15 protein-coding genes are annotated in these 15,068 nt (G+C 58.6%); 12 read left to right on the top strand and 3 right to left on the bottom strand.

The genetic code is table 11. From position 1 onward, the window contains the following. Positions 1-40 precede the first annotated feature (40 nt). From prfA to CVS29_RS12320, 3 genes are all read left to right on the top strand, one after another. Positions 41-1,114 (top strand): peptide chain release factor 1, encoded by a 1,074-nt coding sequence (gene prfA / locus CVS29_RS12310; protein WP_110106624.1) that lies wholly within the window; start codon positions 41-43, stop codon positions 1,112-1,114. 148 nt (positions 1,115-1,262) lie between these two features. Next, positions 1,263-2,132 carry a peptide chain release factor N(5)-glutamine methyltransferase gene (gene prmC, locus CVS29_RS12315; protein ID WP_245932228.1) on the top strand — a complete coding sequence of 290 codons (870 nt, stop codon included), beginning with the start codon at positions 1,263-1,265 and terminating at the stop codon, positions 2,130-2,132. Between the two features lie 72 nt (positions 2,133-2,204). Next, on the top strand, positions 2,205-3,062 hold the full coding sequence (locus CVS29_RS12320; RefSeq protein ID WP_110106626.1) for an L-threonylcarbamoyladenylate synthase: 858 nt from the start codon (positions 2,205-2,207) through the stop codon (positions 3,060-3,062). Between the two features lie 644 nt (positions 3,063-3,706). Here CVS29_RS12320 and CVS29_RS12330 read toward each other — a convergent pair. Genes CVS29_RS12330 through CVS29_RS12340 form a run of 3 tightly spaced genes read right to left on the bottom strand, consistent with a single transcriptional unit; the run spans position 3,707 to position 6,560 of the window. Then, a complete protein-coding gene (locus tag CVS29_RS12330) occupies positions 3,707-4,705 on the bottom strand; it encodes an NAD-dependent epimerase/dehydratase family protein (protein WP_110106628.1) in 999 nt (332 codons plus the stop codon). Then, positions 4,702-5,664: a glycosyltransferase gene (locus tag CVS29_RS12335; RefSeq protein ID WP_110106629.1), complete on the bottom strand. Its 963-nt coding sequence runs from the start codon at positions 5,662-5,664 to the stop codon at positions 4,702-4,704. The genes CVS29_RS12330 and CVS29_RS12335 overlap by 4 nt, the downstream gene beginning before the upstream one ends. Beyond that, a complete protein-coding gene (locus CVS29_RS12340) occupies positions 5,661-6,560 on the bottom strand; it encodes a glycosyltransferase family 2 protein (protein ID WP_110106730.1) in 900 nt (299 codons plus the stop codon). Before CVS29_RS12340 ends, CVS29_RS12335 begins: the two co-directional genes overlap by 4 nt. Positions 6,561-6,872: 312 nt before the next feature. Between CVS29_RS12340 and CVS29_RS12345 the strand changes: the two genes are divergently transcribed. From CVS29_RS12345 to atpA, 9 genes are all read left to right on the top strand, one after another. Next, entirely contained in the window at positions 6,873-8,639 is a 1,767-nt protein-coding gene (locus CVS29_RS12345) for a polysaccharide biosynthesis protein (RefSeq protein WP_308467745.1), read from the top strand. Next, entirely contained in the window at positions 8,639-9,709 is a 1,071-nt protein-coding gene (locus CVS29_RS12350) for an MraY family glycosyltransferase (protein WP_110106631.1), read from the top strand. The genes CVS29_RS12345 and CVS29_RS12350 overlap by 1 nt, the downstream gene beginning before the upstream one ends. A gap of 135 nt (positions 9,710-9,844) precedes the next feature. Next, a complete protein-coding gene (locus CVS29_RS12355) occupies positions 9,845-10,366 on the top strand; it encodes a Cg1360 family ATP-synthase-associated protein (RefSeq protein WP_110106632.1) in 522 nt (173 codons plus the stop codon). Further along, a complete protein-coding gene (locus tag CVS29_RS12360; RefSeq protein WP_110106633.1) occupies positions 10,359-10,613 on the top strand; it encodes a hypothetical protein in 255 nt (84 codons plus the stop codon). Before CVS29_RS12355 ends, CVS29_RS12360 begins: the two co-directional genes overlap by 8 nt. A 91-nt stretch (positions 10,614-10,704) precedes the next feature. After that, positions 10,705-11,517: a F0F1 ATP synthase subunit A gene (gene atpB, locus CVS29_RS12365; protein WP_170120969.1), complete on the top strand. Its 813-nt coding sequence runs from the start codon at positions 10,705-10,707 to the stop codon at positions 11,515-11,517. A 92-nt stretch (positions 11,518-11,609) separates the two neighbouring features. Next, on the top strand, positions 11,610-11,825 hold the full coding sequence (locus CVS29_RS12370) for an ATP synthase F0 subunit C (protein WP_038463392.1): 216 nt from the start codon (positions 11,610-11,612) through the stop codon (positions 11,823-11,825). Between the two features lie 76 nt (positions 11,826-11,901). Beyond that, positions 11,902-12,453: a F0F1 ATP synthase subunit B gene (locus CVS29_RS12375; protein WP_110106635.1), complete on the top strand. Its 552-nt coding sequence runs from the start codon at positions 11,902-11,904 to the stop codon at positions 12,451-12,453. Beyond that, positions 12,453-13,268: a F0F1 ATP synthase subunit delta gene (locus CVS29_RS12380; RefSeq protein WP_110106636.1), complete on the top strand. Its 816-nt coding sequence runs from the start codon at positions 12,453-12,455 to the stop codon at positions 13,266-13,268. Before CVS29_RS12375 ends, CVS29_RS12380 begins: the two co-directional genes overlap by 1 nt. A gap of 114 nt (positions 13,269-13,382) precedes the next feature. Then, on the top strand, positions 13,383-15,020 hold the full coding sequence (gene atpA / locus CVS29_RS12385; protein WP_110106637.1) for a F0F1 ATP synthase subunit alpha: 1,638 nt from the start codon (positions 13,383-13,385) through the stop codon (positions 15,018-15,020). Positions 15,021-15,068: the final 48 nt, after the last annotated feature.

Genomic DNA, 15,068 nt, shown 5'->3' on the forward strand with positions numbered 1-15,068 from the left:
AGTAATTAGACTTGACCAACGTCGAGAGAGGTTTTTTTAAATGTTTGAATCCATCCACGGTTTGCTTGATGAGCATGCCGAGCTGCAGATGCGCCTCAGCGAGCCTGAAGTACACGCCGATCAGGGATTGGCACGTAAACTGGGCCGCCGCTATGCCGAATTGAGCAACGTGGTTGAGGGCTACCACCAGGTGGAGACTTTGGGCGATGATCTAGAAGCAGCCAAGGAAATGGCCTCCGAGGATGCTGAGTTTGCCGCGGAGGTCCCCGTTCTTGAAGCGGCCTTGGCAGCGGCACAGGAGAAGCTGCGCCGCCTGCTCATCCCGCGCGATCCCGATGACGCCCGTGATGTAATTCTTGAAGTCAAGGCCGGCGAAGGTGGTGACGAGGCTGCCTTGTTCGCGGCTGACTTGGTACGCATGTACACCCGGTACGCGGAAAGCCGTGGGTGGAAGACTGAGGTCATCTCAGCCACCCACTCCGATTTGGGCGGCTACAAGGATATTTCCATTGCTGTTAAGGGACGCTCCAACGATCCCGCCGAGGGTGTTTTTGCCCGGCTGAAGTTTGAAGGCGGCGTGCACCGTGTACAGCGTGTGCCTGCTACGGAATCTCAGGGACGAATTCACACTTCTGCGGCCGGCGTTTTGGTGCTGCCCGAAGTTGACGAGCCTGAGGAAGTAGACATCAGTCAGAACGACCTCAAGATCGACGTTTACCGTTCATCGGGCCCCGGTGGCCAGTCAGTTAACACCACCGACTCCGCCGTTCGCATCACCCACTTGCCCACAGGCATTGTGGTAGCCATGCAGAATGAGAAGTCGCAGCTGCAGAACCGTGAAGCAGGTATGCGCGTGCTGCGTGCCCGCATCTTGGCCCACCAGCAGGCCATCATCGACGCCGAAAACTCCGCAGTGCGTAAGTCACAGATCCGCACCATGGACCGTTCCGAGCGTATCCGTACCTACAACTACCCGGAAAACCGGATCGCGGATCACCGTACCGGTTACAAGGCCTACAACCTTGACGCTGTCATGAACGGTGACTTGGAGCCGGTTGTGCAGTCAGCCATCGAGATGGATGAGCAGGCACGATTGGACGCCATTGGTGACTAGTCCCCACTCGCCGGCCGAAGAAATCGCTGGGGCGATTTCCCCGGAACCTGGCGAGCGTGGGCCCACCCACTCGCCGGCCGAAGAAATCGCTGGCGCGATTTCCCCGGAACCTGGCGAGCGTGGGCCCACCCACTTGCCGGCCGAAGAAATCGCTGGCGCCACCTTACTGGCTGACGCTGTCAAGGACGCAACGGCCGTGTTGGCTGCTGCTGGTGTTCCCACACCGGCTGTGGATGCGCAGCTTTTGGCCGCTCATTTGCTGGGCGTGAGCCGCGGTGAACTCGGTGCCATGCTTTTTGGTACAGCTGTGTCACCTGTTGGCTACGAGGAATTTGTGGCTCGACGTGCAGCGCGGGAACCGTTGCAACACATCACCGGAGTGGCGTATTTTAGGCACCTGGAATTGGCAGTTGGCAAGGGAGTTTTTGTACCTCGGCCGGAAACTGAATCTGTAGTTCAGCTAGGGATTGACTTTTTAACTCAGCTGCGCCAGGAACGTGGTGATGCGGCCAAGCTCATTGCCGTGGACCTTGGTACGGGATCCGGAGCAATAGCAGGAGCCATGGCCACTGAAGTGGCGGGCAGCTCCGTATACGCTGTGGAGCTCAGTGACGATGCCTTTGACTGGGCTGCCAAGAATTTATCCGGCACAGGTGTCACTTTGCTGCACGGCGATATGCGCGATGCCTTTGCGGAGCTCAATGGAACTGTGGATGTGGTGGTTTCCAATCCGCCATATATTCCTGCAGCAGCCATCCCGAGGGACCTTGAAGTACGGTTGCATGATCCCCACATGGCACTTTACGGCGGGGGAGAAGACGGTATGGAAATGCCCGTCGCGGCGCAGGCCACGGCCGCACGGTTGTTACACCCGGGTGGATTTTTTGTCATGGAACATGCCGAAGTTCAGGCAGCCCAAATGGCAGAACTCTTCAGTAAAAGCGGGCACTGGGATGACGTGCGCACGCACATGGATCTGACCGGTAGGGACAGGGCCACCAGCGGCATCCGGCGCTGAACATTGGAAGTAAACATGGTGATTGAACTGGCGCGTTGCACTCTGTGGACGCCGTGATGAAAGAATGGTCTTGTGAGTACCACTTCCTATAACTGCACCAATGAAGAGCAGCGCGCCGAGGGCCTGGCCCATGCGCAGAAGGCCATTGCGGCCAAGCAGACTGTCGTCATGCCCACAGACACTGTCTATGGGATCGCCGCGGACGCGTTCTCTCCACAGGCCGTAGCCACACTGCTGGCTTCCAAGGGCCGTGGCCGCAGCATGCCGCCGCCGGTTCTCATCCCTCGGATCGGCACCATGGAGGGTCTGGCCGTTGATATCCCTGACGACGCCCGCAAATTGGCCGAAAAGTATTGGCCTGGCCCGCTGACCATCATCTTCCATGCTCAGCCCACCTTGACATGGGATCTGGGCGAAACCAAGGGTACCGTTGCGCTGCGCGTGCCAGATGATCAGTTGGCCCTGGACCTGCTGACCCTCACGGGACCACTTGCTGTATCCAGTGCCAACAGGACCGGGCAGCCCGCAGCGCAGACCGGATCCGATGCCAGGTCACAGCTGGGCGAATCTGTGGAAGTGTATTTGGAAAGCGGATTCCGTCCGCTCGAAGGTACAGAGCCCATTCCCTCCACGATTGTTGACGCCACCGGTCTGCGTTTGCGCTTGGTGCGTGAAGGTGCGATCTCGTTGGCTGAGATCAAGACAATGATTCCCAGCGCCTTGGGCGCAGACGTGGACCCGGAAATGTGGTTGCCTTCAAATCTGAGTAGCCCCGACGCTGCGGAAGTCTCTGAGGTTGCACAGACCCCTGACGCTGCGGATGCTTCTGATGAGACGGATACTTCTGAAGAGGCGGATGCCGCAGCTGAGGTCACGGACGGCGATCGTGACGCTGTGAAACCGGCGCAGGACGGTCCCTCAGAGGTTTAGGGCCCGGGCGCATTGGTCACGGAAATCTCGGCGGAAGTGGGGAACCGTGCAGTGACCCAACCTAGCGGTAGCACGTTCAACGGCTCGCCCACAGACGTGCGTTGTTCTGGGGAACATCATCACCCTAGAAGACACGGACAAGCGCGTGTGGGTGGCTATCTCTCGAGTGACGATCATGATGAGAATTTCACTGCTGTTTTTATCTGTCGCAGGACTTCCGGACTGAATCTGAGATGCCACTCGGGCGGCACTGCCTGAGGAAGGCGTTGTTGCATCTAGACCGGCTGCCCGCAATGGGGATGCTTGTGGCTCATTCCCCCGGTGGGCATCTAAGGATGTTCACCCAGCCCAACCAACTAGCAGCCTTGATCGCCGCATTTCACGCCGAGGTATCCGGCTATGAATGGGGCGGAGGATAAAAATACTGTGCACCGTACCAAAATTCTGTTGCACAAGGGTCAGTAGATATCCAGGTATGTCCTTCATTCCTTACGTCAAAGGAAACCCACCATGAAGCTCTCTGCTAACGCATTCACCACTCTCGACGGGGTTATGCGAGGCCTTGGGGTGGGTTTCCAGGTGGCCGAATCCAGGGTCACGGGCCCTAGCAGTGCCCCTAGCAGTGCCCCTAGCACGCGTATCTGTCAGCGCAGGCTCAGGCGTGCCTGTTCCAGAACGTGGGCAATAGCCGGGGTAGGGATCAGGCCCGCCGATTCCGCCCAGCCTGGCTCTTGGCCCTGACCGAACCACATGAGTTCCACCCGACGGATGGGTCCGTGGAGCCGTTCGCCTAGCATGCGTGAGATAAAGTAGCCAGCGCTCAGCACGCCGTGGCAGAACCACTTCGGCAGGCGCACGGGTGCCCGCCCGCCGGCAGCCCGCAGTACTTCGCTGACGCTCAACCCCTCCCACGGTTGCAACACCAGTGGTGGGACAGGGCCAGTAAACAGCGCGCTCTGGACAACAAACCACGCCAACGCGTCGATGGAGCTCACGGGGGTGGGGGCGGTCCCGGGCGCCGCAACGGAGGCAAGGGCCGAGGAGGCCACCTTGACCAGCGAACGGGTAGTTGGACGGCAGGGACCCTGCACGGAGGTTGCCCGAATGCTCACAACGTTGCCAGGAGCAAGGCCACCTGTTGAACCAACTTCAGCGGTGGCGAGCAGTTCCAGAACTTCCTCACCCAACGCCTTGGTGCGGGAATAGGCTGAAAACGGCGCCCTCTGCCCACTTTCATCAATCATGCGGCGGTGTCCCTGGACGGAGGCGCTACTTAGGTGCACAAAACGTCTGACACCGGCCTGCCTCGCTGCCAGTGTAATGACGGCGGGTAGCAAGCCATTGGCACCCATCATTGCGGGGGAGCTGCCCTCTGCGGGTGTGGCTAAGCCAGCAGCATTAATGACAAATTCGGCTCCGGAGAAGGCCTCTGCGAGCGAATCGACAGCGGGGGAGTGGGCCGCCTCGGCAACGAGGGCGGCGGCATTTGATGCGTCCGAGCTGAGCCGGGGTGCTGCCATGGCCATGACGTGCTCCCCGCGGCGCAGCAGTTCCGCCACGATGGCGCTGCCCACAAAGCCGCTGGCACCCAGCACTATCCAGCGGGGCAATTTCCTGTGTGGCCCATCCGAGGGTGCACTCATCTTATGGTCACCTTTTTTAGGGCGGGCATGGGCTTAAAATCCGTGGCAGCCAGGATTTGCCGTGACTCCCGCCAGCCCGCAACAAGCCGGCCGCTGCCACGCAACGACTTCTCCACTGCCAGTAAGCGCACTACTTCCTTGGCTGCGGTCAACGCCGTGCCAAGCGCAAAGCCCACTGGATTGAAACGGCCGTGGAGGCGCAGATACTGCCCCAGAAGTCCACGGTTTCGCATGACATAAAACCGGCCCAAGTCCGAGGAATCATTGAGGTGCCGGATCCCCAAATCAATTTGCCGTTGGGCGCGGGCCTTGTGCAGGACAAATTCATTGACGTAGACAACAGGGCGGTCAAGTGAAATAAGCCAACCGTACGTGGTGTCATCCCAAGTCAGAAAGAAGCGCGGATCCGGCAGCCCCACAGCCGCCACTGCATCCTTGTGCAAGAGCATGCCCTCAAAGCAGCCCACATTCGTGGCAAATTCATCTGAGGTGGCAAACACGTCGCCTCGCACGGGAAGGGGGAAGCCCAAAAAGGTGCTGAAGTTGTTCTGCCAGTAAAACGGTTCGCCGGCGGCGTCGTAGCGTCGGCCCACCAGTGCGTCATATTTATCCATCCACGGCGCAAAGGCGCCGATGGCCCCGGGAACGCATGTGACGTCGTCGTCCATTAACCAGATCCACTGGGCACCTTGCGCCAACGCCCGCTCCACACCGGCGGAGAAACCGCCGGCCCCACCGGAATTTTCAGCCAGCAGGTGGTGGATCAGCGGAACAGGGAATTGCGCCCGGGCAGTCTCAATAACCGCGGCCGTGGTATCGGTACTGGCGTTGTCCACCACAATGACACCGTCTGGGGCAGGATTCAGTGCGGCCACGGAGTCCAACAGCCCGCCAAGGTAGTCGGCGCGGTTATAGGTGGTGATGACCAGGAAGAACTGCTCGTGCCGGGACAGGCTCAAAACTTTTGGTCCTCAATGGGGCCAAACTTCGCCCCGCGCAGGCCAGCGCCATAGGTGCTGGCCCATTTGGCTAAGCCCTTAACATCACCCTTCTTCAGGAAATACAGTGGATAACCCACCACATCAGCCACGAAGGAACGCACACGGCGGTGCTTGCGTGTGAGGAAACCGCGGTTGCGGTAGTAGTAGAAACGCTTGAACGGGGACTCCGGAACAAGCACATGCAACCTGTCGCCCAGCACCAGTTGAACCTCGCCCCACCCTGCCGGGTGCGTCAGTGCCACGGTGGTGACGGTGCCGAACTTGATCTTGGCAGCGCGCAGGCGCAGCATGAAGTCAATCTCGTCTCCGCGGATGAACAGGCGCAGATCGGGCAGGCCCACCTTGAAGAAAACATCCGTACGGATCAGCGCGCCGTTGAAGAACTGGCCAATGTCCTCAATGAAGCCCAGCGGCTCAACCACCGAACGCTCGTGGGTGAGGTGGCCGTCAATGCGGAACGGGAAGGAAAGCTTGGTTGGTTCACCGGGGGCCACAATCAGCGGCACCACCACTTCCAGATCGCGGGCCTTGGCAGCGGCCAGCAGTGTGGCCAAGCACTCGGGATCTTCCGGGTGAGCGTCGTCGTCCATGATCCAGACCCACTGTGCCCCTGAGGCGATGGCATTCAAGATAGCCAGTGAGAAGCCGCCGGCTCCACCCAAGTTAGCCAAGGAGCGCACATATGTGACCTCGGCCGGAGCCTCGGCGGCAATGTCGCGAACCTCCGCCGTGCCTGAATCAACCAAGGCAATGGCATGCGGGGTGTGGCTTTGCACGGCGAGTGCCCCCAACAGGGTGCGCACGTCCTCGGGCCGGTCAAAGGTGACGGCAGCGACTGCTACGGAATCTGTCAAAGGGGAGTCCTCTCGGCTGGTGCCTGCGGCATTGCGCGGCATCCGGCACGGCTAAACAGTGAGTAATCATCGGAAGGGATTACTATTCATGTGTACCTTCTTACTTTAGTACAGCCACCATCCGGCAGTTTGTTGCGCCGTGGACAGCAGCGCCGCCGCCGGCAACCTTGGCAGAATACGGAAATACGAATCACGTTGAATACCTTCAGTACACAGGCACCCGGAAAATTCGCGAGCACTTCACCCGAGAGTGATCGAAAGCCCCGGCTATGGCTTTGGTCACAGGCGATTCTTGATTCTCTTGCCTGGACCGTGGCCCTGTTACTGGCAGTGTTGCTGCGTTATGAGCTGGATATTGGCCTCATTAACTTCGCCGGTCTGGCGGCACTGGTGGTTGTGGCCGTGGCCACCCAGCTCATTGCCGGCTGGTACATGGCCCTCTACCGCGGGCGCTATACCTTTGGCAGCATCCACGAGGCCCGTGTACTGGTTGCCGTCACGCTGATAGTGGCGGTTGTCACCAGCATTTTCTTGTCCATCTTTATCAATGAAATCCATGTTGCCCGTTCCGTGGCCGTCATTGCCTTCCCCTTTGCCGCTCTGACCATGGCCGCCGTACGTTACGCCAAGCGGTTGTACGTGGAGGGCAAACCGATGTTCGGGGATGAAGCCCAAAAAACCCTGATCTACGGAGCAGGGTTTCTCGGTAATTCGCTGGTGACGCGCATGGTTCAGGATCCGGAATCCCCGTACGTGCCTGTGGGCCTCATTGATGATGACGCCGCCAAGAAGCACTTACGCTTAAGTTCAGTTGGGGTGTTGGGTAGCGGCAAGGACATAGCTGAGATCATCAAGCGCACCAAGTCAACCGTGATTGTGCTGGCCATCGCCCACCTGAGTGCCAAAAGGATCCGGGAAATCTCCGACAGCGTTTCCGGCCTAGGTGTGAAAGTTCTGGTTCTGCCACCTCTGCAGGAAATGCTCAGCCCCGACACCAATAAGGACAACCGGGGCGGGCTCACCGATTTCCGCGAGATTGATGTTGCTGACCTCATTGGCCGCACCCCTGTCGAAACCCAGGTGGAACTCGTGGCCGGTTACATCAGGGGTAAACGGGTGCTGGTGACGGGGGCCGGAGGTTCCATCGGGTCGGAGCTTTGCCGCCAGCTGCACGGCTTTGAACCTGCCGCCTTGATCATGCTGGACCGCGACGAATCCGGCCTGCAACACACTCAGCTCTCCATTGAGGGCCACGGCTTGTTAGATAACAAGGACATTGTGCTGGCGGATATCCGCGACGGCGAGGCGATGGCGAAAATCTTTGCAGACAGGCGCCCCGAAGTGGTGTTCCATGCCGCAGCGCTCAAGCACGCGCCCCTGTTGCAGATGTATCCGGACGAGGGCTGGAAAACCAATGTTTTGGGCTCGCTGAATGTTCTTGAGGCCGCCCGCAGCGTGGGTGTTGAAACGTACGTCAACGTTTCCACCGACAAGGCGGCCAGCCCCACCACTGCACTGGGCCACTCCAAACGTGCGGCAGAGAAGCTCACCTCCTGGATGGCTCAGGAGACGGGCATGCGCTACGTTTCGGTCCGCTTCGGCAATGTTATTGGCAGCCGCGGCTCCATGCTGCCCTTGTTCACAGACCAGATCAACAAGGGCGGCCCGGTGACGGTAACCCACCCGGATGTGACGCGCTTTTTCATGACCATCCCTGAGGCCTGCCAGCTGGTCATCCAAGCTGGTGCTATTGGGCACGGCGGTGACGTGTTGATCCTGGACATGGGTGAACCGGTGCGCATCATGGATGTTGCCGAGCGCATGATTGCGATGTCCGGCCGTGACATCAAGATCAAGATCACTGGCTTGCGCCCCTCGGAGAAACTCCACGAACAGCTCACAGGTGATGACGAGATTCAGAATCCTGACGGTCACGCCAAGATTTCCCACACGCAGGCCCGTCCCTTGGCCCCGAAGGACCTTGACCTTGGCCTGTGGCTCCAACGCTGCAAGGACGAAGCCGGGCCGGATGCGCCCAGCATTGACGAGTCCGACGGCGACGTTGCGGGCGGTGTCTGATGGAACTCTGGGCACAAATAACCGTTGGCGCAGTAGCCTTGGTACTGGCCCTGGTGCTGCCGTTGTTCGTGCGCCCGCTGCTGGCCCGGGCCGGGGTTCTTGACGTCCCCAACGAGCGTTCATCCCACACCGTACCCACCATCAGGGGTATGGGAATTACAACTGCGGTAGCCTTGCCCGCCGCTGTTCTGGTGGCGGTGTTCCTGCCCCAAGGCAAGACCGGGTTACAGGGGTCATTGACGCTGGTTGTTATTCTCGTCGTGGTACTGGGTGCCGCAGCGATTGGCTGGATTGAGGACATTCGCGGCCTGTCGGTGAAGATCAGGGCCGGGCTACAGCTGCTTCTTGGCGGTGCGGCCACCGCTGTGGTGGCCATCCTTGACCCCGGCCAACAACAATTGTGGCTGATTCCGGCCGGTGCCCTTGCCGTTGCCGCCTACGTCAATGTCACCAACTTCATGGACGGTATTAACGGAATATCCGGCACGCACGGCCTGCTGGTGGGTGGCTTCTACGCCTATGCTGGCTTCATGACCTCCCATGACTGGCTGGTCTATGCGGGCATTGCCATCTCCCTGGCCTTTGCCGGATTCCTGCCGTGGAACCTGAGCCGCAACAGGGTGTTTCTCGGTGATGTGGGCAGTTACCTGTTGGGTGCCGCCATCGCCATCACCGCCATGTGTGCGTTCCTGGCGGGAGTTCCCGTGGAATATATTTTCTCGCCCGTACTGATCTATTTGATTGATACCTTTGTGACGTTCCTGCGCAGGCTCCTGGCGGGGGAGCGCTGGTATGTGGCACACCGCCAGCACGTCTATCAGCGCCTGGTCATAGTGGGCCTGAGCCACATCCAAGCCACACTCGTAGTTGCCGCCGCAACCATTTTTGTCAGCTTTCTGGGCATCGCCGCGGCACAAGGGCATGAAGTGGTTCAGATTCTGGCCACCGCGGCCGGCTTTGCGGTGGTCCTGGCGTATCTGCGCACTCCAACCCTCTTCCAACGCTTCCTGCGTAAAATCAAAGAGCGCTCCTCCGCGGACGGCACACCAACAAGCACCGGCCAGGACTGAAAGGACCCGTATGGCGGAGAACCATGCACGTCAAATTCAAGTTCTATCTCGTGTAGAATTTCCTGTGGTGACATTCACTCTGCCCGCTGTTCAGCGAGGCGCCTTGCCCCAACCACTTCCCATGATGGAGTTCCCATGAAGGACACAAGCGCCCACCATAGCGCTGCGCGCAGGCCGTTGACGGCCTCCGGTCCCACTGCGAGCCCCAGCTGGAATATCTTGAAGAAGTGCCTGCTGGTGGACGGTATTGCCGTCCTGATCATGGTGGTTGTTGCTTATATTTTCACGGATGTTCACGGCGTCTTAAGCGTGCTGTTCGGCTCCCTTTTGGTGATTGCCTTTTTTGGCTTGAGCCTGCTGGTGGGCCACTTGTTCAGCAAGCGGATGCCAGGTGCTGTCATGGGTATCTTCGTGATGACGTACTTTGTCAAAGTGGTGGGATTCGCAGCGGTGTTATTTGCGCTGGGAACCCCCACTTGGCTAAACAAGCCCTGGTTCGCCGGGGCGGCCGTGGCGGCTGTGCTGCTATGGCAGGCCACTGAAGTGATCATCTTCAGCAAACAGCGTTTTCTCATCTTTGATGAATCCGCGGTGGAAGGCTCCCCGGCTGGGACAGCAACCACTCCGGACGTAACAAAGGATGTTGCCGATGACTAAGAAGACGCCCGACTCCGGCAAACCCGACCATGTGGTAATTCCACCTGCTTCTAATGCCGAAAAGCTGGACTACACCTACATTATTGGCGGAATCCTGCTCTGGGGTTTGATAGGGTGGGGACTGGACTTTTTGTTGGATACTGGCTGGCTATTGTTCGCTGCATTGCCCGTTGGGGCGCTTTGCGGATATTTTCTAGCCAGGCATCATCAAAGGCATGGCCGCCCAGATGATGACAAGAAGCAATGAATCCCACCATCAGACTTTCCTACGGTGCTAACCATCTTTTGATGGACCGCCACACTTGCCCTTTGACCGAAACTGCAGAGAGGACAGCGCGTTGACCGCGTTTGCGCTTCCGATGGCCTCGAATGACGGTGGCTTCGTTCCACCGACAATTAGCGATACCCACCTCCCCGACATCCTTCCCTGGATGACCGATTACGGCACTGGGCTCGGCAAGCAGATGATCATGATCATCTTGTCGGTGGTGTTGATCGTCTGGTTCTTCAAGGCTGCGATCCGAAATCCGAAACTGGTTCCGGGACGGGTCCAGTTCTTCGCCGAAGGCTTCTACAGCTTCGCCCGCAACACTGTTGGCCGCGACATCATGGGTGAGAAAAACTTCCGCCCGTGGGTGCCGCTGCTCTTCTCAGTGTTCCTATTTGTGCTGCTGAACAACATCTTTGGTGCCATTCCGTTCCTGCAGCTTCCTTCCTTCTCACACGCTGGTAGTGCTTACGCCATTGCCTTGATTATCTACTTCACGTGGATTGCTGTGGGTGTGCAGAAGCACGGCATTCGTTACTTCAAGCTGGCAGTGGTCCCCACTGGTGTTCCTGCTTGGATTCTGCCGCTGCTGGTGCCGTTGGAAATCATCTCCAACTTTATTGTCCGCCCGCTGACGCACTCATTGCGTTTGATGGCGACAATGCTGGCAGGTCACATGATTGTGGTTCTGGCAGGTAGCGGCGCCCAGTACCTGATTGTTGTTCAGGACAGTATCCTGCTCAACGCAACGGGTGTGGCCGTGATTGTTGGCTCCATTGCCATGTACTTCCTGGAACTGTTGATCATGGTCCTGCAGGCCTTTGTTTTCACCCTGCTGACCGCGATCTACATCCAGGGCAGCCTGGAAGCAGATGCGCACTAAAGTTTTCCCCTAGCATCACCCCTAATTTTTCTCGAATAAAAGAATCACCTCACAACCTGCCGGCACAACGCCGGTATCTTGAAAGGAACGAAATGGAACTCCACGGCTCGCTCAACATGATTGGCTACGGCCTGGCCGCAATTGGCTCGGCTATCGGTGTGGGTATGATCTTCGCCGCTTACATCAACGGTGTGGCCCGTCAGCCGGAAGCTCAGCGCATCCTGCAGCCCATCGCCCTGCTTGGCTTCGCCCTTGCAGAAGCACTGGCTATTCTTGGCCTGGTATTCGCCTTCGTCGTTGGCGTCTAGTCCAAAGACTCCTTGTTCCCTCTTGTTAGGGGACGAACCGTTCATGGACGAATATCAGATTAAGGATAAGTGAGAAATGGTTACCGCAGCAGTAATTCTCGCTAGCGAGGGTGCAAACCCGCTCCTGCCTAACTGGTGGGAAGTTCTAGTCACCGCTGTAGCTTTCGCTGTCCTGCTCTTTGTGGTGAAGAAATACATCGCCCCGATCTTCGAGAAGTCATACACGGACCGTGTAGAGGCTATTGAAGGCGGAATTGAGAAGGCAGAAGAAGCACAAGCTGAAGCTAACGCCCTCTTGGAGCAGTACAAGGCCCAGCTCATGGAAGCCCGCACGGAAGCCAATGGCATCCGTGAAAGCGCCCGTGCAGAAGGTGCCCAGATTCTGGCCGATCTGAAGGCGAAGGCTGCAGAGGAATCTGCACGCATCACCGCCCAAGCTCAGGTTGCGATCGAGTCCGAGCGCGTGGCCGCAGTGAACTCCCTCCGCAGCGAGGTTGGCACTTTGGCTACCGCGCTGGCAGGCAAAATCGTAGGCGAAGCCCTCGATGATGATGCACGTTCCAACCGGGTTGTTGAGCGCTTCCTGGCAGATCTGGAAAACCAGTCGAACGCGGGTGCAACGAAGTAATGGCAGGTGTATCGAGCAAGTCATTGGCAGCGGCTCTTGAGTCGCTGGAACCCAAGCTGGCCACTGCGTCCATCGCATTGGCGCAAGACCTCTTTGCAATCTTGGGACTTCTGGACAGCAACGCCGGCCTGCGCCGCGCCTTGACCGATCCCACTCGCGAGAGTGCGGACAAGGCTGCACTGGCCACCAAGCTCATTGCGGGAAAGGTCAGCGCAGAAGCTCAGCTTGTTTTCTTGGAGCTGGTTGCCGCACGTTGGAGCTCGGCTCGTGACCTGGGCGATGCACTGGAAACCTTGGCAGCAACGTCAGCGATCGCGGTTGCTGAAGGTCAAGGTGGCGGCTCCGCCAGCTTGAATGCTCTTGAAGAGGAACTCTTCACGTTCATTCGAGTTGTTGGGTCCAGTCATGATCTGCAGCGCGCATTTGATGATGCACAGGCAACGGGGAGCGCCAAGAGCGTTTTGGCGCAGAAGGTTGTTCCCCACGCCAGTGCTGTCTCAGCGTTGCTGATCCGCCAAGCTGTTGCAGCCCCCCGCGGGCTCAAGCCCACGGCCTTGGTACAGCGGTTCGTGGAATTGGTGGCCAAACGCCAGCAGCGTTGGATTGCCTACGTCAGTGTCACTCGTGACCTGAGCGCAGAGCAGACCGCACGCTTGCAGGCCGGCTTGAACAAACTCTATGGTCGCGATTTGAAGCTCAATGTCAATATCGACCCGACATTAGTCGGCGGAATCAAGGTTGTTGTGGGGGCCGAGGTTGTTGACGCAACCGCAGCGACCCGCCTGGCCGAGCTTCGCCGCCGGTTGGCAGTTTAGAAATCCTTCACAGGGTTTCAACAGCCAGTCCACAACTGACTGAATCAAAAATTTAGGTTTCCGGCACACATTTATTTAGCTGGCAACCACAACTTAGGAGAGCAGGGACTGCAGATGGCCGACTTGACCATCAATGCCGACGACGTCCGCAATGCCTTGAATGAGTTCGCAGCGTCCTATGAACCGGGCAACGCAGAGCGCGTCGAGGTTGGCCGCGTCACCACCGCAAGTGACGGCATTGCCAAGGTAGAGGGACTTCCCTCTGTCATGGCCAACGAGCTTCTTCGATTCGAAGACGGCACACTGGGCTTGGCCCAGAACTTGGACACTCGCGAGATCGGTGTTGTTGTCCTTGGCGACTTCGCCGGCATCGCCGAGGGCCAGCAGGTTCACCGCACCGGGGAGATCCTCTCCGTGCCGGTGGGCGATAAATTCCTGGGCCGTGTGGTTGACCCCTTGGGTCAGCCCATGGATGACCTGGGTGAGATTGAAGCCGAAGGCCGACGCGCCTTGGAACTTCAGGCACCCGGTGTCACCCAGCGCCAGTCGGTTACCGAACCGCTGCAGACCGGTATGAAGGCCATTGACGCCATGATCCCGATCGGCCGTGGCCAGCGTCAGCTGATCATTGGTGACCGCCAGACGGGCAAGACGGCCTTGGCCGTTGACACCATCATCAACCAGAAGGCCAACTGGGCTTCTAACGATGTCAAGAAGCAGGTTCGCTGCGTTTATGTAGCAATCGGCCAGAAGGCGTCCACCATTGCAGCTGTCCGCCAGACCTTGGCTGACAACGGTGCCTTGGAATACACCACCATCATTGCCTCCCCGGCATCTGACCCGGCTGGTTTCAAGTACTTGGCTCCTTACACCGGTTCGGCCATTGGCCAGCACTGGATGTACTCGGGCAAGCACGTTCTGATCGTCTTCGATGATCTCTCCAAGCAGGCCGAAGCTTACCGCGCTGTCTCACTGTTGCTGCGCCGCCCGCCGGGCCGCGAGGCATACCCGGGTGACGTGTTCTACCTGCACTCCCGCTTGCTGGAACGTTGTGCCAAGCTCTCAGACGAGCTCGGTGCAGGTTCAATGACCGGCTTGCCGATCATTGAAACCAAGGCCAATGACGTCTCGGCCTACATTCCGACCAACGTTATTTCCATCACTGACGGCCAGATCTTCTTGCAGTCTGACCTCTTCAACGCCAACCAGCGCCCCGCAGTGGACGTAGGTGTCTCTGTGTCCCGCGTTGGTGGTGCTGCACAGGTCAAGGCCATGAAGAAGGTTTCAGGTACGTTGAAGCTTGAACTGGCTCAGTACCGCGACATGCAGGCATTTGCCATGTTCGCCTCCGATTTGGATGCCGCTTCCAAGCAGCAGCTGACTCGTGGTGCACGCTTGATGGAACTGCTCAAGCAGGGCCAGTACGCACCGTTCCCGGTGGAAAACCAGGTTGTTTCAATCTGGATGGGAACCAACGGCTACCTGGACAACGTCCCGGTAGAAGATGTACGCCGCTTTGAGACCGAATTCCTTGAGCACCTGCGTATGCGCACGTCAGTTCTGACCACGTTGGCTCAGACCAACTTGCTGGAACCTTCGACTGTTGACGCACTCAAGTCCAACATCGTTGACTTCAAGAAGGGCTTCTTTGGGGATGGTGACGACCATTTGGTCGGCGCCGGACGTGAAGAGTTCGGTGCGCTTGCCGCCGAGGATGTCGACCAGGAAAAGATCGTTAAGCAGAAACGCTGACACCATCCTTTGAATAGCTTGCCGGCCCCGCGGGGCCGGCAAGCTAAA

The organism is Arthrobacter psychrochitiniphilus (genome assembly GCF_003185915.1).
In the GTDB taxonomy this organism is placed as follows: Bacteria; Actinomycetota; Actinomycetes; order Actinomycetales; family Micrococcaceae; genus Specibacter; species Specibacter psychrochitiniphilus.